Source organism: Flectobacillus major DSM 103, assembly GCF_000427405.1.
Lineage (GTDB): Bacteria > Bacteroidota > Bacteroidia > Cytophagales > Spirosomataceae > Flectobacillus > Flectobacillus major.
The window spans coordinates 76,331-97,223 of record NZ_ATXY01000003.1; the positions used below are offsets into that span (position 1 = coordinate 76,331).

17 protein-coding genes are annotated in these 20,893 nt (G+C 37.5%); 5 read left to right on the top strand and 12 right to left on the bottom strand.

Annotated features, from left to right (window positions below; all coding sequences use genetic code 11):
* The first annotated feature begins 156 nt into the window (after positions 1-156).
* Entirely contained in the window at positions 157-978 is an 822-nt protein-coding gene (locus FLEMA_RS0100505) for an SGNH/GDSL hydrolase family protein (RefSeq protein ID WP_026993763.1), read from the top strand.
* A 98-nt stretch (positions 979-1,076) separates the two neighbouring features.
* Positions 1,077-3,239 carry a beta/alpha barrel domain-containing protein gene (locus FLEMA_RS0100510; protein WP_052353890.1) on the top strand — a complete coding sequence of 721 codons (2,163 nt, stop codon included), beginning with the start codon at positions 1,077-1,079 and terminating at the stop codon, positions 3,237-3,239.
* Positions 3,240-3,340: 101 nt separating this feature from the next.
* Here FLEMA_RS0100510 and FLEMA_RS0100515 read toward each other — a convergent pair whose 3' ends face one another.
* From FLEMA_RS0100515 to FLEMA_RS0100535, 5 genes are read right to left on the bottom strand one after another with little or no spacing between them, the layout of a single operon-like run.
* A complete protein-coding gene (locus FLEMA_RS0100515; RefSeq protein WP_026993765.1) occupies positions 3,341-4,621 on the bottom strand; it encodes a GH36-type glycosyl hydrolase domain-containing protein in 1,281 nt (426 codons plus the stop codon).
* A 35-nt stretch (positions 4,622-4,656) separates the two neighbouring features.
* A complete protein-coding gene (locus FLEMA_RS0100520) occupies positions 4,657-6,960 on the bottom strand; it encodes a GH92 family glycosyl hydrolase (RefSeq protein ID WP_026993766.1) in 2,304 nt (767 codons plus the stop codon).
* An 8-nt stretch (positions 6,961-6,968) separates the two neighbouring features.
* Positions 6,969-8,369, bottom strand: a complete 1,401-nt coding sequence (locus FLEMA_RS0100525) for a sugar porter family MFS transporter (RefSeq protein WP_044170325.1) — start codon at positions 8,367-8,369, stop codon at positions 6,969-6,971.
* Positions 8,370-8,392: 23 nt separating this feature from the next.
* Positions 8,393-11,068: an ROK family protein gene (locus tag FLEMA_RS0100530; RefSeq protein ID WP_081681221.1), complete on the bottom strand. Its 2,676-nt coding sequence runs from the start codon at positions 11,066-11,068 to the stop codon at positions 8,393-8,395.
* Between the two features lie 18 nt (positions 11,069-11,086).
* Entirely contained in the window at positions 11,087-11,821 is a 735-nt protein-coding gene (locus FLEMA_RS0100535; protein WP_026993769.1) for a GntR family transcriptional regulator, read from the bottom strand.
* A gap of 172 nt (positions 11,822-11,993) precedes the next feature.
* On the opposite strand from FLEMA_RS0100535, the gene FLEMA_RS0100540 reads away from it, so the two are divergent.
* On the top strand, positions 11,994-12,569 hold the full coding sequence (locus FLEMA_RS0100540; protein WP_026993770.1) for a helix-turn-helix domain-containing protein: 576 nt from the start codon (positions 11,994-11,996) through the stop codon (positions 12,567-12,569).
* 212 nt (positions 12,570-12,781) lie between these two features.
* Here FLEMA_RS0100540 and FLEMA_RS0100545 read toward each other — a convergent pair whose 3' ends face one another.
* Both FLEMA_RS0100545 and FLEMA_RS0100550 read right to left on the bottom strand, forming a co-directional pair.
* Positions 12,782-13,675, bottom strand: a complete 894-nt coding sequence (locus tag FLEMA_RS0100545; RefSeq protein WP_026993771.1) for an alkaline phosphatase family protein — start codon at positions 13,673-13,675, stop codon at positions 12,782-12,784.
* Between the two features lie 312 nt (positions 13,676-13,987).
* Entirely contained in the window at positions 13,988-14,911 is a 924-nt protein-coding gene (locus FLEMA_RS0100550) for a LysR family transcriptional regulator (RefSeq protein WP_026993772.1), read from the bottom strand.
* Between the two features lie 134 nt (positions 14,912-15,045).
* Here FLEMA_RS0100550 and FLEMA_RS76875 point away from each other — a divergent pair, with 134 nt between their 5' ends.
* Together FLEMA_RS76875 and FLEMA_RS0100560 are read left to right on the top strand one after the other, a co-directional pair.
* On the top strand, positions 15,046-15,222 hold the full coding sequence (locus FLEMA_RS76875; RefSeq protein WP_159102644.1) for a hypothetical protein: 177 nt from the start codon (positions 15,046-15,048) through the stop codon (positions 15,220-15,222).
* A gap of 883 nt (positions 15,223-16,105) precedes the next feature.
* The gene (locus FLEMA_RS0100560) at positions 16,106-17,089 is read left to right on the top strand and encodes a replication initiation protein (RefSeq protein ID WP_026993773.1); all 984 of its coding nucleotides are present in this window, start codon (positions 16,106-16,108) and stop codon (positions 17,087-17,089) included.
* Positions 17,090-17,163: 74 nt separating this feature from the next.
* Here the strand turns inward: FLEMA_RS0100560 and FLEMA_RS0100565 are convergent, their stop codons facing one another.
* The 5 genes from FLEMA_RS0100565 to hypE all read right to left on the bottom strand — a co-directional run bounded on the left by FLEMA_RS0100565 (position 17,164) and on the right by hypE (position 20,814).
* On the bottom strand, positions 17,164-17,715 hold the full coding sequence (locus tag FLEMA_RS0100565) for a bifunctional nuclease family protein (RefSeq protein WP_026993774.1): 552 nt from the start codon (positions 17,713-17,715) through the stop codon (positions 17,164-17,166).
* A complete protein-coding gene (locus FLEMA_RS0100570) occupies positions 17,708-17,953 on the bottom strand; it encodes a hypothetical protein (RefSeq protein WP_026993775.1) in 246 nt (81 codons plus the stop codon). The genes FLEMA_RS0100565 and FLEMA_RS0100570 overlap by 8 nt, the downstream gene beginning before the upstream one ends.
* Entirely contained in the window at positions 17,953-18,570 is a 618-nt protein-coding gene (locus FLEMA_RS0100575; protein ID WP_026993776.1) for an urease accessory protein, read from the bottom strand. Before FLEMA_RS0100575 ends, FLEMA_RS0100570 begins: the two co-directional genes overlap by 1 nt.
* A 9-nt stretch (positions 18,571-18,579) precedes the next feature.
* Positions 18,580-19,701 carry an NHL repeat-containing protein gene (locus FLEMA_RS0100580; protein ID WP_026993777.1) on the bottom strand — a complete coding sequence of 374 codons (1,122 nt, stop codon included), beginning with the start codon at positions 19,699-19,701 and terminating at the stop codon, positions 18,580-18,582.
* A gap of 93 nt (positions 19,702-19,794) precedes the next feature.
* The gene (gene hypE, locus FLEMA_RS0100585) at positions 19,795-20,814 is read right to left on the bottom strand and encodes a hydrogenase expression/formation protein HypE (RefSeq protein WP_026993778.1); all 1,020 of its coding nucleotides are present in this window, start codon (positions 20,812-20,814) and stop codon (positions 19,795-19,797) included.
* Positions 20,815-20,893: the final 79 nt, after the last annotated feature.

Genomic DNA, 20,893 nt, shown 5'->3' on the forward strand with positions numbered 1-20,893 from the left:
ATATCTGACAGAAAACTTTCTTTAAGAAAAAATAAATACTAGTTTAGAAGCCTCAACATTAACCTGACAAACTGCCTTTTTTACTAATTATTGCAATACTCTATAGGCCATGAACAATCGCCTATAGAGTTATTTATCTTAACCAATAACAGAACTATGAAGCTAAGAGTTACTTTTTTTGTATTGACGATAGCAATACTTTTTGCTTTTACTCCAGAAAAAAAACAATGGGTTGCTCTCGGCGACTCTATCACTTACCTAAACGACCACCCCGACCAGACAGGTAATCGTATTACGACAGGCTATATGACGCTGGTAACGCAACAACGCCCCGACCTGAGTTTTGTTAATCAAGGACATAATGGCTGGACAGCCTGCCAAATTGCTGAAAAAATAACCACTTTAGGAATCGTAAAAGCTGACATCTACACCGTTTTTTTGGGTACAAACGACTGGTGGCAAGGAAAACCCATCGGAACAATTGAAGATTATGACAATAATACTGGTTACAAAACTTTCTATGGTTCATTTCGTATTATTTTAGATTATCTCAAAACACTCAACCCCGAGGCTCAGGTAGTATTGATTACTCCTATGCAACGAGTGGATTTTGTATATTTTAGCAATTTCAAAAATAATGCTTATGGCTCGTACAAAGCCAAAAATGGGCAAATGCTAGAGCAATTTGCAGAAGCTATAAAGGAAATTGCTAAAAAAGAAAAACGCCAAATCCTTGATTTATACCACGAAAAAAAATTGAGCCACAAAACACTCGTACATTTTAAACGTGTCAAAGATTTCCAAACAGGCGAATACAAAGACTACCCTTATCCAGCCTTTATTGATATTCCTTTCAGTACCGAACAAGACCAAAACCCTTATCCTGTTGAAGCTATGGCGATGACCTACGACGGCCTACATCCATCCGACAAAGGGTATCAATTGATTGCCAAAAAGCTATTGAAAATACTGAGATGAGTAGTAACAATACAATAATTACTATACACTAAAGTGTGCTGTACAATTAGCACACTTTAGTGTATAGTAATTATAGCATAAATCCCAATTTTCAAAACATGAAGAAAAGTTGTATCCTCGCCCATTTAATCTTTATTATTACCCTAAGTCATTGGGGAATTTCCCAAAATATTACTCCATTAAAGGACTGGTTGGTAAAACCAATTTCAGAAAAATCTTCTATTAAAATAACTGACAATCAGGTAGTTTTATACAATGGACTTCTGAGAAGAAGTTTTTTTATTGGTGAAAATATAGGCTGTTACGACTACTTCAATCATGCTAGTCAGCAACAACTTATTCGTTCTATCAAGCCAGAAGGTAGCGTTAAAATAAATGGTAAAAGCTATCATATTGGCGGATTGAATGGACAAACTGAAAATGCGTATCTTAAACCCGAGTGGCTTAAAAACTTAAAAAAAGGAAATAACGATTTCGTTTATCAATCTGCCGAAATAAAACCTATCGAACCTTTTATCAATTGGAAGGCTTCAACTTGGACAGCCAACCGCCAGCAACCAACAGGCAAGCGACTTATTTTGAATTTTATTGCCCAAGATAACAATTTGGCGGGTATCAAAATCCAAGTAAATTATGAACTCTACGACGGTATTCCACTGATAATCAAATGGGTTGAAGTAATCAATAATAGTGCATCAACAATTATCGTAGATGGTTTAGTAAATGAAATATTGGGGCTTGTGGAAGAAGAAAGTGCTGTTGTGGGTAAGGTTTCTGAAATGAAAGTACAACATGGTATTTATCTGGAAACCAACTACGCTTTCAATAATGCCATGCGTTACGATATTAGCGACCAAACCACTCATTGGTTGGCAGATAGCACTTATACTTCTCAGGTAAATTATAATTACGATACGCCTTGTTTGGTAGAAATATATCCCGAAAAAGTTGCTAATATCAAAATAACGAAAGGCAGTTCTTTGAAATCTGTACGCACGCATGAACTCCTGATGGATTCGTATGATAGGCAAAGAAGGGGCTTGATGATTCGGAAAATGTATCGAACAATTGCTCCGTGGACTACCCAAAATCCTATATTTATGCACTTGGTCAGTAAAAATGACGAACAAGTATTAAAATGTATTGAACAATGTGCCGCAACGGGCTATGAAGCTTTGATTCTGAGTTTTGGTAGTCACCTCAACATGGAAGATATGAGCGAAGAAAACCTCAATAGATGGAAAAAAATAGCAGAAAAGGCTCATAGCAAAGGCATACAAATAGGAGGATACTCATTGTTTAGCAGTAGACGAATTGATGATGAAAACGACGTAGTTGACCCCGTAACAGGCAAAACGGGACACGCTTTTTTCGGAAATGCTCCATGTTTTGGGAGTAAATGGGGCTTGGCATATCGAGACAAAATCAAGCGTTTTTTTGAAGAAACTCATTTTGATATTTGGGAAAACGATGGCCCATATCCCGGCGATGTTTGTGCTTCTACAACACATCCTGGGCATGAAGGTTTGGCAGATTCGCAATGGAAACAAATGAATATCCAAAAGGAATTGTATCATTGGCTCAACGAACGTGGGGTTTATATCAATGCTCCTGATTGGTACTTTTTGGATGGCACACACAAAATTGCATTGGGTTATCGTGAAGTAAATTTCTCTTTGAGCCGTTCGCAACAAAGAATCCTAAATCGTCAGAATATCCATGATGGGACACAAGAAAAAACGGCTTCGATGAGCTGGGGATTTGTACCACTTACCCAATATCAAGGCGGTGGTGCTGATGCTATCCTAGAACCACTTAGCGAGCATTTGCCTGATTACGAGCAATTAATGATGATTTATTATGGTGCAGGTGTTCAAGCTTGTTATCGTGGGCCACAATTGTATGATACCGATATTACAAAAGCGGTAGTTCAAAAAAGTATTAGTTGGTACAAAAAATATCGGGATATTCTGAATGCCGATATGATTCAGTTGAGGCGTGCCGATGGCCGAGATTGGGATGGGCTTTTACATGTAGCTCCACATTTAGCTCAAAAGGGCTTGGCTATGTTATACAACCCCACTGCCGAAACCATCGAAAGAACCATTACTCTGCCTTTATACTACACAGGACTCAGCAAACAAGCTCGTGTTCGAGAAAAAGAGGGTGTTGCCAAAACATATACACTCAATCGTGATTACAGCATACAAGTAAAGGTCAAAATTCCAGCCGAGGGCTATACTTGGTTGGTGATAGAGTAAAAACGATGAGTTATACCTAAAAAGGAGACAAAACCCAATTGAGCAAGTTTATCACACCTGTCTTTCTTGGGTTTGCCTCCTTTCATGAATATTGCAATAACTTATTTTATCTTCTCAAACTGCTCGATGGCGACATACAATACACCTGCCTCGCCTCGAAATGTACCCGAACCACGTGGTTTATTATCTACCGAATACCATTCATAAAATCCTTTGTTATCAATTACTCGTTTCAACATGGGTTGTACTTGTTCATAAGCTTCTTGTACAAAACCATATTTGATTAGCTGCTGAATCATTCGTCCGCCAAACCATGTCCAATCACCGCCGTTTTGATAGCTATATTCAGGATTCATAATTTTGTTGATGAAAAATCCCGCAGGATAGGGTGGATACAATGTAAGTCCAATAGAAGGAGCTCCAGCTTGTTTTACCCTGCTAATCATTTCATTCAATGAAGTTTTAATTTCGGCTTTACTAAGTAAACCTGCTTCTATAGCAATGGCTGTTCCTCCGAAATAGTAAATATTGTTTTCATTAAAATCAGCAGGAAAGGGCGAGCCATTCAAATAAATATGCGGAATGAATTTTTGTGCTTTGCTGTCCCAAAGGTACTTTCTGCAATTTTGAGCAATACCATCTTTAATTTTTTTCCACTGAGCAGCCTTAGCAGGATTCAACTTAATCATGTTGTTGAGTGCAATTACAAACATGGCATTGTCATAAATATCAATGGCATAATGGGTATTATTGTCCAAATCTACGCCCCATCCAGCTTCGGGCTGTACGTCGCCCCAATCGGCGGTAGTTGCTCCAATAATGAGTCCGTATTTTTTATTAAATCTTTTTTTCAAAAGAAAATCCATCGACCATTCCAATCGCTGTAAAACGGTTTTGTTGCCAATTTTTTCTTGTAAAATAGACTTATCTCCTGTGAGTTGAATGTACTTATAAACGGCTTGAACCAGCGAGGTTTCTTGGTCGGTTTCAACTGAGTTTTTATGACCAGCATAGCGAGGTTCTAATTTTGAATATGAAAAATCTGTTTCACCTTTAGCAATTTTTTCAGCAGGCGTAAAACCGTCGATAATATTACCATCGTCGCCTTGCATTCTAAAGAAAACTAAAAGGTTTTCTTTCAATACCTCTTTGTCATAAACCGCTGCTGCGAGTTCGATAAAGGTATTGTAATCACGAATCCATACTTCACGATAACCGTCGCCAGCGTTAAATCCTGTTTTCATAACTGCCAAAGCCTTGGCCTTTACTTCAGGGAAATATTCATTTTTCTTGATTTGAGTCAGTAAAGCAGATGAGGTGTGTTGTGCAAAAACAGACAACACACAGAGCTGTAAGAATACTATAAAAAGGAGCTTTTTCATAAAATATATGATAAAAATTTGAAAATTGGATGAGTTTAAAAAACAGAATATTCAAGCACCCCACCTTTGGTAATTTCTTCAAACAACAAGGAAGGGTGTTTTAAAAGCTTTCCATTGTACTTTACTTGTTTGATATAAATTTTATCAGGCTGATGGTTTTTTGTTACGATACTAAAGGTTTTGCCTTGATAATACTGTTGATTGAGTCGAATAGTAATTTTTTCAAAAAGTGGTGTAGAAAGCTGCATTGTAGGTTTTTCGGCTGCTCCACCTTGTACATCAAACAAGCCCATAGCACCCAATACGTACCACGCACCCAACTGCCCTTGGTCTTCGTCCTGACCATATCCGTAGCCATGAACGCCCTCGTTGCCATAAAATTCGTTACAAATGGCTCGTACCCATTTCTGAGTAAGTTCGGGTTTATGAGTATAATTAAATAACCAAGGAATATGCAAACAAGGCTGATTACCATGATTATAAAGTCCTTGCAAACCTGCAAAAGCATCGATGGTTTGTCCGCCTCCGAAAATTGATTTTTGAGAAATACTAAAAATACTATCTAATCTACTAGCAAATAGATACTTACCTACTTTAGATACCAACGCATCTGGTTGATGAGGCACATAAAAAGTATATTGCCAAGCGTTTCCTTCCTGAAACCCACGCCAAGGCTGACTAGGATTGAAATTATCAATAAACTTTCCATTTTTCAGTTTAGGACGTACCAACTTGGCTTTTGGATCAAATATATTTTCCCATCCTCTCGACAAATCCATGAGCTGTTGGTAATCTTGCTTTTTACCCAATGCCTTTGCCCATTGTGCCACGGCATAAGCACTAAAAGAATACTCAAGCGTATGAGAACCCGAAAAACTAGGTTCACGATTGAGGGAATCAACGTCGATATGGTCAACATAGCCATATTTTACAAATCGCTCAACATCGTCTTTTCCTGCCCCCAAAGGTCTATTTTGATACGACAGCTCATTTTTGAGACTTGCGGCATATCCTTTTTCTATGTCAAAATCTCGAATACCATACATATAAGCTCCCGCAATGATTAACCCCACAAAGTTTGTACCTACTCCCGACACGTATTTACTCGAAGCAATACCATCACCAAGCCAACCTGCATCTGCATAAACCAAAAGTTGACTTTTGATATAATCAGCATAATATTCAGGGTACGCTAATGCCCACAATTGGGTCAAGTTCCAGAAAGCTCCCCAAATGGCATCGGTATTGTAATGCTGATGCTGTGGTTTACCTTGAGCATCTAGGGCTATTTGTCCAATACTACCATCATTTTTAGGATATGCCCCATTGACATCGCTTGCTAAACCCCTTCCTAAAAGAGCGTGATAAAGACCTGTATAGAATTTTTGTCGGTCTTTTGCCAAACCTCCTTCAATGTTGATTCTACCTAAGTAATCATTCCAAACTAAGGAAGCTTGTTGATGAGCTTGGTCAAAATCAAGGTTTTGGGCTTCTTCATGGAGGTTCAGGCGAGCATTTTCGATAGAAGTATAGGATAGGCCTGCTTTAATCGTGACAGCTTCTTGGTCATTGGTCGAAAATCGCAAGTATAAGCCTGCCCCAAGACCCTCTATTGAAGTTTTATTTGGAAAAATCTCATTTCCTCTAAATACCCCGACGGTTGTGGGCTTTTTGCTCAATACTGCCGAAAAGTACATTCTGGCATCGGCACCACGCTGATATTTTTGGATATATTCGGGTAAAGTAACTACGTACCCTTCTATACGCCCATCTTCTGTCATATACACTTTGGCTTCTTTTATACGCCCACTTTCGCCTTGTCGGTTGCCTATGTCGAATAAAATATTGGCGGCATCAGTCGCAGGAAATGTATATCGATGAAAAGCAACTCGTTTGGTAGCGGTTACCTCAGCTTTTACCTTATAATCTTTTAATAAAACACTGTAATAACCCGGTTTTGCAATTTCAGTGCTACGCTCAAAAGTTGACCGATAGCCTGCCAAACTATTCGTAGCTATGGCTGGCGTAGTAATCAGTTTGCCTGTAGTGGGCATAAAAACAATGCCACCTAACTGAAACTCATGGAAATTGGGAAATCCTTCGATAGAATTATCTCGATAATCGTAGCCCGTAGCTTCCCAGCCGTCTTTGTTACCCAAATGCCCATTGGTTGAAGGGCCTGGTTTGGCCATTCCGAAAGGTAAAGCCCCAGGAGCAAAGTGAAACCAGCGACAATGTGCTGTACCAATACGAGGTTCTACTTCGTCGATAGGGGAAGTTTGTGCCAATGACGAATGAAGATATAAAAGAGCTGTTAGTAAAATGCCTATTTTTTTCATGATTACTACTAAAATTTAGTCGTTTGCCAGTATTTTTCTATTTCTTCTAAAGTCTTGCCTTTGGTTTCTGGAATACGTTTGATACTTAGCCATAAAGCTGGCAAACACATTCCTGCAAAAATCCAAAAAGTAACTGATGGACCTAATGCTTCACTTTTTAACATGATTGGCGTGAGCTGTCCCACAAAAAAATTCCCTATCCATAAAGACAATGTGGCTAATGAAACCGCCTCTGCACGAATATTTGTGGGAAAAATTTCGCTAATAATGATAAAACATACAGGGCCAAACGAAAATGCAAAACTGCCAATAAAGACCAGAATAGCTCCCAAAATCCAGTAGCCTTGTGTATAATTCAAAGAGAAAAGTATGCCGATAAGCAATAAGGCTAAAAATGACAATAAAACACCCCAAACCAGCAAGGGTTTTCGGCCCCATTTATCAACCTTGAATATGGCAATGAAAGTGAAAAGTACATTGACAATACCAATAGTTACTTGTCCACCAAATGCGTCGCCAAGGGTAAAACCTGCCTTGTCAAGAATAGAAGGCCCGTAGTATATCACGGCGTTGATACCCGAAACTTGACTCAAAAATGGTAACGTCAAACCAATTAGTAAAGGTCGTTGATAACTTGGCGAAAAAAGCTCTTTTAAAATACCTTTGTGTTTTGTGGCCGATTGTTGTATTTGATTTACTTCGTTTTGAGCATTGTCAAAATCTATCTTTTGTAAAATATGTTTTGCCGCTTCTATTTTATTTTGTTGAATCAACCACCGAGGCGACTCTGGTACAAGTACCAAGCCTGTACAAAATAATAGACTTGGCAATAAACCAATGCCAATCATAGCACGCCAACAGTTGTCAACTAATACAAATTGTAACCAACCCGTAAAATGGCTCGTTTGGGCGATTTTCAGTAAATAAGCATTAGAAAAATAAGCAGCTAAGATACCAATGGTAATCGCCAGTTGGTACAGTGCCACCATTGTACCTCGAAAGTGAGCAGGAGCTGTTTCAGAAATATATAAAGGACAAATCATAGAGGCTACGCCAATACCGATGCCACCAATCAAACGATAGCTAATGAGTTCGTAAGTATTCATGGCAAACATAGACCCAACAGCAGAAAGGAAGAAAAGCCCTGCCGAAATCACCATTACCATCTTGCGTCCAATTTTATCGCTTAATTTCCCCGAAATAATCACACCAATGATACAGCCAAAAATAGCCGAACTTACAAACCAGCCTTCCATAACGGCATCGAAATCAAATTGTTTGACTACAAAAGGAAGTGCTCCTGATATAACAGCCGTGTCGAAACCAAATAAAAAGCCTCCGATGGCTGCAATAAAGCATATCAAAAAAACATAGTAACGATGATGATGGGGAGTCGAATAAATTTCCATAGTTTTAAAGATTTTAGAGGTTGTTATTTGATAAAAGCCTGAATTACTTTTACTTCGGTACTTCCCAAATTGGTGATTTTATAATACTTTACAGCAGCAGGAACAACAATGGTTTCGGCATAATGATACTTCGCCGAATAACCAGTATCAGTCTCTAACAGAATTGCTTCGCCTTCTACTAACATCATAATATGACATTGTTGATTGGTTGGAAGACTAATTTGACGGGTAAATTCTAACCTATTGATGGCATAAAAATGTTGCTCGTGTGTAGATAAACGCACGATTTGCCCATCCTTCAATTGTGAAAGAATGGTTTCTTTAGCGATTAATTCATGCTCAACACGCTCGCCTTTTCTGGAAAAATCTAAATTATTAAAAGCATGCTCAATATTGATAGGGCGAGGCAGACCCGCTAAATCAAGGCGTAACCAATCGTACATTTTAAAGGTAAAAATGTAGGGTGTAGCACTGATTTCCAATACCATATTGTTTGCTCCAGCACTATGGACTGTTCCGTTAGGTATCAAAAACAAATCATGTTTTTTAGCGTCAAAAGCCCTTACATACTTTTCGATAGCTACTGGGATATTATTTTTGACACTAGCTTCAAGGACATTTTTAAATTCATTTGCTTGAATATCTTCCTGAAAACCTAAAAATACTTTTGCGTTGGGTTTGGCATCCAAAATATAATAGGTTTCATCTTGGGTTATCGTTTCCCCAAAATGTTCTTGGATATAGGCCAAGGACGGGTGACATTGAATAGATAAATTGCCTCCTTGGAATGTATCCAGAAAATCAAAACGTATGGGAAATTCTGTTCCAAAGCGAGCCGCATCTTTTCCTAAAACACCTTCAGACTGCTGTTCCATTAGCCAATCAAATGATACTTCTAATAGCTTTTGGTCGCTTTCAAATACGAGACCGTTTTCGGGTACAATCAATTCAAAAGACCATGCGTAATTGACTTCCTGCGTATTGATTTGTTCAAAATGGTTTTTCATCCATTGGCCGCCCCAAGCACCCGCTTCAAACCAAGGTCTTACTCTGATAACTTGTTGAGTCAGTTGTTTCAAGCCTTTTTGTAATTCTTGAAAAAACATCCAAGTGATATCATATCGCCATTGTCCATCTGCCACAATTTCAATTCTTTCTGTAATACTTTGTCTGTGTGAATTACAAACTACCCAGTCTACAAAGTAAAAGCGTTTGTACATCTGCACAGGGTTTTCGGGTTTTAGATTCCCCAAATTGGTAATATGCCCTGCTCGCATTCGATACTGTATTTCGTTTTTGGGAAGGTCGAAATATACTATTTTGCCCTTCCCAAACAGAGCAGAGCCTGTGCCAATTACAATGGTTAAATCTGTTTTCTGTTCCTCAAAAATCTGTGAGTTAGATTGTTTTATTTCAAAAAAGTCGGACATAGACAAGTTGGTTTTTTTACCCCAAACTGCGTCTTTTTCACCTACAAACGGACTTACTATTTGTGTGATTATTTCCTCGCTTTTAATAAAATCAGCCATTTTAAACCATTCAACATGAATACCTGCTTCCTGAAAATAAGAAGTTAAAATCTGTTGAATATAGAGCCAGTCATTACCAATGTATCCATCTATACAGATACATTCTTGAGTCATCATCCATTGAGCAAGCGATTGGTATCCTTGAAAAATTTTACCCTCGTCCAGCCTATGAAATGGATACATATTGTAAGTATCTTCGGGTATTTGGAGTTGGCTTACCCTTTGAGGTAAAAGGGCTTGCGAACTTTTTCTCCAAGGTTTTGGCGGAGAGTCCATCAAAGAGGCGGCACCCCTAATTGCTGATAATTCCATAAATTCTGATATTTTAAGAGGTATTTTATGTATTGCTAGTGCTTGTTGGAGTGGAGTAATGAAGAGCGAAGCAGATTTACAGATATTTCCACCAAGTATGACACACTCTGCCCCAAACTTGACTACCCAAGGCATTAGAACTTCTTTTAGGTTTTGTCCATATTCCTCAAAAACTTGTTTGGCAACCTTATCTTGGTTTAAGGCAAGCTCTGCGATGGGCAAAACCGCCGAAAATTCATTTCCAGTAAGTTGAGTATAACGCTTTATTAGCCATTGAGCCGACAGGTAATCTTCTGCAATGCCATCGGCAAAAGGGACATTATACAAATAGCCATTTTGAGGGATATTTTCACTGTGCTTTACTACGGCTTGGTTTTCAATAAAAGTACTTCCCAGACCAGTTCCCAGAGTAATTGCCAAAACTGTTTCATAAAGCGTCGTTTCAGGTGATAGGCTTTCGCCAATACCAAAACAAGTAGCATCATTTTCAAAAAGAATAGGACAGTTAGGCGACAAGGCTAATTTTTCACGAAGGATATTCGCAATATTCAGTCCGTAGAGGGCTTCATACTTGTTTACGTTTTTCATCCAACAAATACCCGTTTCGTAATCAAATGGCCCAGGTATTGCCAACGTTATTCCTTTTAGGTTTTCTTGAGGAATATTAGCTATTGTTGTTTTTAGGGTATTTGTCCAAGTAGCTATAATTGTCTCTTCATCAGCATTTTGAGGTATCGGATACCTTTTTAAACTGGCATCAAATAAAACTTTTGACGAGGCATCAATCAAGGCCGCAGTAATGTGCGATCCTCCAATATCTGCTGACAGAATGTATTGATTGTTCAAATGTTCGTACATATTAAAACATAAATTTTTTTAAGAAGACTTTTTAATATCAATCGAATACGTGAATTTGTCAGAACGATAATAGCCCACATTAAACTCAATAGGGCGATTGCCTGGGTCATAAACGTATCTTTCACGGTATAAAACAGGTTCATTTTTTGAAATATGTAACATGGGTGCTATTTCAGAAGCCAAAATCGCTTTGATATTTTCGCTAGAACGAACCACTTTTACACCATATTTAGCTTCGAGCATACTGTACAAGGGTATCTCAAAATCTTCTTCCTTTGTCAAACCAATGCGTGGGTGAAAATAGCTTTCAAAATAAACAATAGGGTCGTTGTCTGTTCCTTTCAACTTAGATAATTTAAGTACTTCACGACCTTCATTGATATTAAAAAATAAGGCAATTTTAGGACTGGCAGGCACAAATTCAGCTTTGACAAACAGGTTGTTTACCACAATTCCTCGCTCTTTCATTTCTTGGGTAAAACTATACCAATGGTCGAGCGACGTTTCTAGTACTTTTTGTGGGGCTGCAGTCGTGCCAACACCTTTTTTACGTTTCAGTAAACCTTCATGCTCCAACTTATTAGCAGCTTGCCTGATGGTACTTCGAGATACCCCCAACTGATTGGCCAATTCTATTTCTTTGGGCAACAATGCACCTTTGGCATATTCGGGTAGGGTAAGTAAATTTCTAATCAAATCCTCTACCTGTACATGCAAGGGCAATCTACTATTATGGTCTATCTGAAAGTTCATATTTTTATATGTTCGTACAAACGTACAAAATAAAGATAAATAATCTATGGAGATTTTTATAAATTTAATAAACTTGTCATAAGTAGAAGTCAATCTTTACCAACGTATTGCTTAGAAGATTTTTAACTTAGCGAGTTGAGAAACATGGTCAAAAAATTGGTAATATTGCTTTATGGAAGGATTTTTTATTTTAGAGGTTGGCCGCCGCATAAAGCAAAAAAGACTAGATAAAAGAATGACATTACAAGAGCTGGCCGACAAATCTGGTGTCAGCAAGGGTTTGGTTTCGCAAATTGAAAATGGACGAACGATTCCTTCTCTTTCAGTAATGTTTGGTATCATCCAATCGCTGGAAATCGAAGTGAGCGAGTTCTTTAAAGGACTCAGCCTTCTTGAGCCTACTATCATGGTAAACCGCAAGGCAGACTATAGCACCTTCGAAAAAGAAAATGTCAAAGGGTTTAATTATAAGCGTATTATGATGCGTAATATTCCGTCGAGTACCATTGATTTTGTACTGCTCGACCTTGGTAATGGTTCGTACTGTGAAGAGCTTACCACCGACGCTTGTGAGTTTATTTATGTAATAAAAGGCCAAACAGAATCTAGAATTAACGGACAATCGCTTTTGTTGGAAGAGGATGATTCTCTATTTTTCGATGGCAGATTGCCCCATGTTCCCATAAATACTTCTGAGAGTAGCTGCCAGCTTTTTGTGATATATTTCTTTTTGAAAAAAATGCTTTAAAATCTCACCCCCTACCAATAGCTATAGCTACTTTTTCGGCAAAAAACTTTTCTCCTTTAGCACTAACAACCTCACCAATACTTCGATTGAAATAGTTGTGTAAAACAAGTTTGACTTATGGTAAAAACAACTAACTGGAAAACCAATATTTATTTCCAAAATTCAATACTTGTCATTCACCGTACCTCTTGAATAATATGTTTAGGAGAATTTTATTTGAAGGCATCCATAACGGGTTTGCCAATCCATACTTGCGGTTGCTTTAACTTAAAGAGTTTGGCAATAGTTGCAGCAGTATCGAATGTCATTATGCTTTCAGTCACTTCATGATTAGTTTTGATACCTGGGCCAGCAATAATCCATGGTATTTGCATTTCCTGCATCGAAATAGACCCATGATCTTTGTTAATTCCGCCGTGGTCAGCCGTGAAAATTATCACCGCTTTGTCTGCAATGCCCGCATCTTTGATACCCTGGATAATTGTTCCTACATAAGTATCTGTATTCTCTACCGATTGGTAATATTCGGGCGTATCGTGGCCGACAGAATGCCCTACATGGTCAACTTCGTTAAAATGGATAAACAAAAAATTAGGTTTTTTCTCTTTGATATAACTTACTGCTGCCAATGCTGTAGCACTATCGCCTTCGCAATTTTGGTCTTTATCCACGGCCTGTTTAGGAAACAAAAAGCCAATGCCGTCCCATTCATATACTACGCCAATTTGACTTGATGGTTTGGCTTTTCGCAACAAACTGTACACATTCGGAAACATTCCGTATTCATCCAATACACGAGCGGGCAAATCTGGTTTTTTACTACCCCAAGTAGTGTAGCCGTGTAATTCTGGCCCAGCTCCCATTACCATTGAAGCCCAGTTGGGAGCACTCGACGAGGGTAAAACCGAACGTGCTTGCATAGTCCAAGAGCCTTTGCTCATCAATTTTCTTAAATGAGGAACACGGGTATTCTTGAATGCGTAAGCTCCTAGGCCATCTACTCCAATCAATATGACATGTTCTACTTTACTTTGCGTAAAAGCCGTGTGAGCAAATACCAACAATACTAATACTCGAACAAAATTTAGGTTTAATTGCTTTAACATACTGATCTACAGTTTATATAAAATGTGCTAATATGGATTACTTTTATGCTGTTTTAGTGATATATAGTACAAATACATTAAACATTTGTTTAGTATTAATAAATACATCATTAAACTTTATAGATATTAACTAAACATCGCTATTTGCTTAAAGTTTAAATATTTAGCAATAATCTATGAGCAGATTAGCCTAAAGAGAAAATTAGCAGAAGTGATAATGAAGCAAAAGCCAGAACAAAAAATATTAAAAAGCTTCACAAAATATGCCTTTCCTCTGTGAAGCGAGTGTTATTTGTAAAGTAATCGTACGAATTAATACCGCTCATACCAGTCAAATTTATCTTGAATAATTTGAGCTTTTTCCTTGCTCAAATACGTTAAAAACGAGGTAGAAACAGGAGAATGTTTTTTTCCTTTCAACCATATCAAACGCCAAGTAGTAGTAATAGGCAGCCCTTTGATTGGTATGATTTGTAATTCATTGTTGTGGAGTTCATTTCTAATGCCTATCAATGGCATAATAGAATAACCTAAATCGGCTAATAGGGCTTGTTTGACTGCTTCGTTGGAGGTTAATTCCATTTTCTTCAAAACAGAAATATTATTGCGTTCAATAAAGCTTTCCATGGTTTGTCTTGTTCCAGAGCCTTTTTCCCTAAAAATCAACGGTAATTCTTTAAATAAGTCTGTGGTATTGATTTCATGGGGTATTGTGGCTTTGGCATTCCCAACCAAGTATAATTTATTTTGGAGTAAATCTAGCTGCTCGATGTTGAGGGTCGTTGGCAAAACAGATACAAGAGCAAAATCAACCTCGTTGTTTTCCAAACTCTCTACTACTTTGTTTTTGTTGGTTACATCCATTAATAGCTCAATTCCAGTATGCTGTTTCATAAAATCAGTTAGGAAATAGGGCATTACATATTTTCCAGTTGATACAACCGAAATCTTGAGCCGACCCGTTAATTGCCCTTTGTAGGCTAAAGTTTTGTAGTTGATGGCATATACTTGATTGATAATGTTTTCGGCGGCCTCGGCTATTTCTCTTCCAAAATCTGTAATATAAATTTTCCTTCCTACAACTTCTGTCAAAGGAATATCAAATTGGTCTTGAAAGTTTTTGAGCTGAATAGAAACAGCGGGTTGCGTAAGATGCAACTCTTCCGATGCCTTCGTTACGCTCTCGGTCTGTACGATTTTCAAGAAAATCTGTAATTGATTAAGTGTGTAATTCATAAAAAAAATTAATATTTCTCATTACGAATATAAATAAAAAAAAGTAAACCTGAGTCTACATATTTGTTAGATGTGTCAAAACGCATATTTCAGTAAGCGTTTTGAACTATACAAAACCATAAAAAGATTCATCAATGAAACTTGTCGCATTAAAAAATAGTATTTATGTAAGTTTAACGCTTATATTTTTTATTATGTCTTTCAAAGCCTCCGATATGATCGACAGCGAATTGTTGGCAGCTTGTTCTATCATAGTAGGAGCAGTTTCGTCTCAGTATTTGTCTAGCCAAAACCCAGAAAACCCAGAGTAAGGTACTAAACAACCTTGAATATCTGCCCGATTATATCAATGTCTATTCACTCGTAAAGTAGAGCAATTGCGTCATTGGGGGTACTCCAAATTTCTTATCTCACTGCTTAATACGAGTTTTTTATAAATCTGCTCCAATTATTCTTTTCTCATCACTTTCTAGTAAAAGTTCGGTTTTACTATCAATCATAAAACGCTGATTTACAGTATTTTATGAAATAATGCGAGTTTTTTATAAATCATAAATAGCCCTATTTTAAAGCGTAAAAATAAGCTAATGCGAGTTTTTTATGAAAGTTAAAATACTGACAATCAGACATTTATGTAATTTTACTATCAAAATAATCCTTCAAAAATTATGAAATATGATTCAAGCCAAAAAGTTAATACGAGTTTTTTATAAATCATAAATACTTGAAAATCAACAATTTATATTTTAATGCGAGTTTTTTATGAATCCGGAATTTTATCATTTATCATCTGCCCAAAAAGCTAATGCGAGTTTTTTATGAAAGTTAAAGCATTGACTATTAGATACTTATATAAAAAATGCTTTTTTTTAGCGTTGAAAAATGCCATTTTTGAGTGCCCTTTGAGTCATAATTAGCCAAAAACAGGCTCAAAACTATTATTTTTAGTAATTTTTTCAAAAATTTTGTTTTTTTTCTTGATTTATAGATTTATCAAATAATATTTGATTGATTTAGAGGCCTCCAAACTGCCTGAAAATCAAATAGTTACAAAAATTAATGCGAGTTTTTTATGAAATAATGCGAGTTTTTTATGAAAACACCCTTAATTAATGCGAGTTTTTTATGAAATAATGCGAGTTTTTTATAAATTTACCCTACTAATGGCTATCCTCATACAATACATTAACTAATATGAAAATTCCATCGAATAAAAGCCTTGTTCTTCCCTTCAAACATAGTAGAATAGATAATTACCTTTCCAATAAATTTATCGTGTCATCTATTCCATACAAACGTGTAGAACAAAAACTTTTTGAGCTATTTGTTAATCAAATAGATTATGAAGCATTGGCCAACGTTGATGATAATACGTCAATTATTGTTTCTATTCCACGCAGTGAAATAGTCAAGTATGTAACCATTCAACAATCATTGGCTGTAACTAAATCAATGATGGAAAAATCTATTACTTTTTTAGATTTTAATCGTCCAGAAATAGAATACGAACACCTTTCTATTTTTTCACGTATTTCATACCAAGACGGCGTTTTGGAGTTTGAAACCAATCATGCCATTGGCAAATACCTCAAAGACTTTCAAAAGCAATATGCTCGTTATAATTTAGAAAAAATTCAATCGTTCAAATACGTGTATTCAAGCACCATGTATCGTATTTTGAAAATGCACATGGGGCAAAAAAGATTTACGTTTTCTTACACCGTAAACGAGCTTAAAAAGCTATTGCAAGTAGACGAAAACAAATATGTTAACTTTTATGATTTCAATGTTAATGTACTTGTAAAAGCCCACCGAGAAATCACCCAAATGAGTGTCGATAATATTCAGTTTGAGTACAACACAGGAGTTAGACAAAGAGGAATAGAAACGATTTATTTTAAGATAGATACCCCTTTTGCGAATAGCGAAGCCGATAAATCAGACTTTTTAGAAGCCATTACAATGAATCCAGACCTTGTATTGGACAATGTTAGGGCAGTTATGGATATGAAGTACAACTTTAGAAGCAACCATCAAGCATTAATATTGGAAAACAAAAGTCTTTTAGACAAATTTGTCACCCTTCATATTGAGTTTGAACACGGACTACATCCAAAAGTAAAAAATAGAACAGCTTATATCTTAACATCGTTGGGGCTTGTTTACAAAAACAAATAATCGACAAGCCCCAACGGATACCAGCTATACACCTTATTATCAAACAAATATAGATTTTTCTAAATAACAGAAAATTATTTTTTTTGTCGTCGTTCAATAGCATCTCTTACCCTTGCAGCACTTTCATAATCCTCTTTTTTGATAATTTTATTGAGCAGTTCCTCCAACTCCTCAAGCGTATATTCGGCATAAGACCCCCGTTTATCACGGGTTTTTTCATCAAAATCATACGCAGAATTTTCAATAACATCGTCAGTAGCAAAAACAGGACACCCAAATCGTACCGCCAAAGCAATGGCATCGGACGGACGAGCGTCAATTTCTAATAAACCCGTTGCTGTTTTGATGATAATATAGGCATAAAAAACCTCCTTTTCTAAGCGATAAATAAGTGTTTCGACAAGTACAGCATTGAGTTTTAGGATTGTTTGATGAAACAAATCATGGGTTTGTGGGCGAGTAGGTTGCAATTTTTCCATAGCCATAGCAATAGCCTGAGCCTCGCTCGACCCAATAATCAAAGGAATACGTCGTTTGCTTAGGGTATCCTCCAATATCAAGGCATAATGGCCTGGTTTTGAAATACTTTCAGAAAGAGCCACTATCCATAATTCCCGTTTATCCATTACTTTCATTCGTTTCAGTTGTATGATTAATATTACTTTGAAGAAAAGTACACAACCTCCCGATGTCATCAAAAGGAGAAATGACCCATCCTTCATGCGACAAACGGTATAAGTCTCGGCCTTCTACTTCTATTTGGAAGCCATTGGGCAAATCAAAATACTTATCATTTCGTGATAAAATTGCGATTCCCGTTTCCTTTAAAGCGTATTCTACAAAATCAGATTCGTTGTATTCCATTATTTTAGTTGCTGATGTATAACAATTACGCCTAGACCAATACAAAACAAAGAAGATAGGAGGGTCATATATACCCGTATTTTTTGATTCCGAATAATTTTTTCGGAAAATGGTACACTAAAAATTCCTGCTGCTAGCATCATACCGCCAATTGAGCCTATGCCAAAAATAAACAGATACAAAAGGCTACTTACAATTCCTTTGATAGTAGTAAGCACCGATAACACCAATGCCCCACTACCAGCCAGCCCATGAACCAAGCCCACACCATAAGCCAGCTTATGCTCGTGTACATCCGATGCGTGTGTATGTACCGTTGCTTTGGCAGTATATAGTTTGAATAAACGAAATACTCCCAAAATAATCAGCATAATACCAACAGCCGCTTCAAGGTAATGAAAACTATTTTCATGGAAGGTAAATTTACCCAAAATAAACACACAACCTACTAATAAAATGGTAGATGTATGCCCCAACCCCCAATATACCCCATCTTTCATAGCCAAATGAAGGCTATTGCGTCGGGTTACGATATTACTCACGGCTACCAGATGATCGGCCTCAAAAGCATGAGAAAAACCAACAATACTGGCCAAAAGCAATGGTGCTATTTCCATATTTTAGGGTTATTGATTTAGTTGAAAAATAATAATACGGTGGTTGCCCGTATCGGCCACCAAAAGGGTACGGTTGGTAATACAGAGCGAAAAAGGCCAGTACAATTGTTTATCTGTTCCATAACGAGTATTGGCGTTTTCGCTACCAATTGTAAATTTTTCTTGGCCAATAAGATTATCAGCCCAAGGCGAATTTACGGTTGGTATTTGTTCAAACCACAACAAACGACTATTGCCTGTATCGGCTACCAATAAGCCATTTTGATAAAAAAAACTATCATATACCCAACTGAGGCTATTGTGCTTAGGAAATAAGCTAAACTGATTTTGACCATTGGATTCAAAATCAGGCTGACCAATAATCACATCGGCAGGATTTGAAAAAGCTTTTTGCCAATTGTGCCAAAGCAACGTTCGGTAATATTGGGTATCCACTACCGCCATTTGCCCATTGGGAGCTACTCGTACCGAATACGGCCAAATAGGCTCATGATTCTCATAATCTCTTTCCTCAAAAGTAGGCTTCCCGATAACACCGTTGGCTTTCTGGAAAGATTGTTGTGGTATTGTCTCAAAATACAATATTCGCCTATTACCTGTATCGGCAACCCACAGCCGAGTACCATCCGAGAATACGCCATAAGGCCAATTGAGGCTTTGAGCTGTCGGGCTTGTACCAATACCCTGTACATTGGGCTGGTTATGGTCAAAATCGGGCTGACCTACTACTACATCTGCGGCTTGCCCATTGACCCTTGGGAATGTATGCCAAATCAAAACGCGGTGATTCCAAGCATCGGCAACGATAAGCTTTTGTCCATCCGACCACACCCCCGAAGGATATTGCAAGGTATTGGCACTTACCCCATGCCCAGCATTTCGGCCTGTATCGGTGGTTTCTAGCTGCCCCAATACCACATCGGGAGGCATAAAAGTACTTTGGGGAATACTATGCCAAATAAAAACCCTATTTTGGCCTGTATCAGCAACTATCAGTTTTCCATTAATCGACCAAACACCTCTTGGTGCAAGTAAAGGGTTGCCTTCATCTCCTTTAAAAATAAAGGTATTGCTAACTAAAGGAGCTTTGTCGCTAAGCGATAAACTATACGTTTGGATTTCTGAAGTCATTTAGCAGTATTTTTTCTAGTAAAAAAGACCAAACAAGCATTTTACACGATTTCTTATTTAGCTTGGTAGGTAGTACCAATACCCAAAGCATAATTAACAGATTCTTGGTAGCTGCTCGCCTACTAGCATATTTACGACTCGTTTACCACCAATTTTGCTAGTTAAAATAACCTGTTTGGGGTGTTCGGCCACAATTTCGCCAATAATAGCGGCATGTTGGCCATGTGCTAAGGTTTGTAATTTTGCCAAAAAAGCATCTGCGATGTCGGCCGAAACAATGGCCATGAATACACCTTCATTGGCTACATAAAGAGGGTCGAGCCCAAGCAATTCGCAAGCTCCTGCCACTTCCTCCAATACAGGAATCTGTTTTTGAGCAATAGTAATACCCCAGCCACTATCACGGGCTATTTCGTTTAAAACAGTAGCAACACCACCTCTTGTTGGGTCTCTAAAAAGATGTATATCAGTACCAAAACTATCCAGTAAAGCCCCTACGGTATGGTTTAGATTGGTGGTATCGCTCACAATATTGGTTTCAAAATCTAATCCTTCCCTAACCGACATAATTGCAATACCGTGTGTAGCAATGTACCCAGAAATAATGATTTTGTCGCCTATTTGCAAGTTGTGTGTCGAGATTTGAGCATTGGGATGTACTTCTCCAATGCCAGAAGTATTGATAAAAATCTTATCTCCTTTTCCTTTTTCTACAACTTTAGTATCGCCTGTAACAACCTGAATATTAGATTTTTGTGCAGCATTCTTGATCGAGACTAATATCTCCCAAAACTCAGTCATGGGTAGCCCCTCTTCAATAATAAAACTCAATGATAAGTATTTTGGAATAGCTCCACACATGGCAAGGTCGTTGACTGTTCCATTTACGGCGAGTTCACCGATATTTCCCCCTGGGAAAAAAACAGGCGAAATCACATAACTATCAGTAGAAAAAGCCATTTTGCCTGAAAAATCAATAATAGCCCCGTCGTGATGTGTGTCGAGTAGTGGATTTTTCAACAAATTAAAAACCCCCGATTCCAAAAGTTTATGTGTTAAAATACCACCACTACCATGTCCAAGGGTAATAACGTCAAAGTCGAGCTTTGGCATTGGACACACTAAGTTTAAGATTGAGTTATCAGTCATTCTTTCGATTATAAGTAATTGAACAAAATAGCGAGTCTATAAG

Coding starts and splice junctions, on each gene's coding strand:
- FLEMA_RS0100505 (WP_026993763.1), top strand. CDS start 157: ATGAAGCTAAGAGTTACTTTTTTTGTATTGACGATAGCAATACTTTTT.
- FLEMA_RS0100510 (WP_052353890.1), top strand. CDS start 1,077: ATGAAGAAAAGTTGTATCCTCGCCCATTTAATCTTTATTATTACCCTA.
- FLEMA_RS0100515 (WP_026993765.1), bottom strand. CDS start 4,621: ATGAAAAAGCTCCTTTTTATAGTATTCTTACAGCTCTGTGTGTTGTCT.
- FLEMA_RS0100520 (WP_026993766.1), bottom strand. CDS start 6,960: ATGAAAAAAATAGGCATTTTACTAACAGCTCTTTTATATCTTCATTCG.
- FLEMA_RS0100525 (WP_044170325.1), bottom strand. CDS start 8,369: ATGGAAATTTATTCGACTCCCCATCATCATCGTTACTATGTTTTTTTG.
- FLEMA_RS0100530 (WP_081681221.1), bottom strand. CDS start 11,068: ATGTACGAACATTTGAACAATCAATACATTCTGTCAGCAGATATTGGA.
- FLEMA_RS0100535 (WP_026993769.1), bottom strand. CDS start 11,821: ATGAACTTTCAGATAGACCATAATAGTAGATTGCCCTTGCATGTACAG.
- FLEMA_RS0100540 (WP_026993770.1), top strand. CDS start 11,994: ATGGAAGGATTTTTTATTTTAGAGGTTGGCCGCCGCATAAAGCAAAAA.
- FLEMA_RS0100545 (WP_026993771.1), bottom strand. CDS start 13,675: ATGTTAAAGCAATTAAACCTAAATTTTGTTCGAGTATTAGTATTGTTG.
- FLEMA_RS0100550 (WP_026993772.1), bottom strand. CDS start 14,911: ATGAATTACACACTTAATCAATTACAGATTTTCTTGAAAATCGTACAG.
- FLEMA_RS76875 (WP_159102644.1), top strand. CDS start 15,046: ATGAAACTTGTCGCATTAAAAAATAGTATTTATGTAAGTTTAACGCTT.
- FLEMA_RS0100560 (WP_026993773.1), top strand. CDS start 16,106: ATGAAAATTCCATCGAATAAAAGCCTTGTTCTTCCCTTCAAACATAGT.
- FLEMA_RS0100565 (WP_026993774.1), bottom strand. CDS start 17,715: ATGGATAAACGGGAATTATGGATAGTGGCTCTTTCTGAAAGTATTTCA.
- FLEMA_RS0100570 (WP_026993775.1), bottom strand. CDS start 17,953: ATGGAATACAACGAATCTGATTTTGTAGAATACGCTTTAAAGGAAACG.
- FLEMA_RS0100575 (WP_026993776.1), bottom strand. CDS start 18,570: ATGGAAATAGCACCATTGCTTTTGGCCAGTATTGTTGGTTTTTCTCAT.
- FLEMA_RS0100580 (WP_026993777.1), bottom strand. CDS start 19,701: ATGACTTCAGAAATCCAAACGTATAGTTTATCGCTTAGCGACAAAGCT.
- hypE (WP_026993778.1), bottom strand. CDS start 20,814: ATGCCAAAGCTCGACTTTGACGTTATTACCCTTGGACATGGTAGTGGT.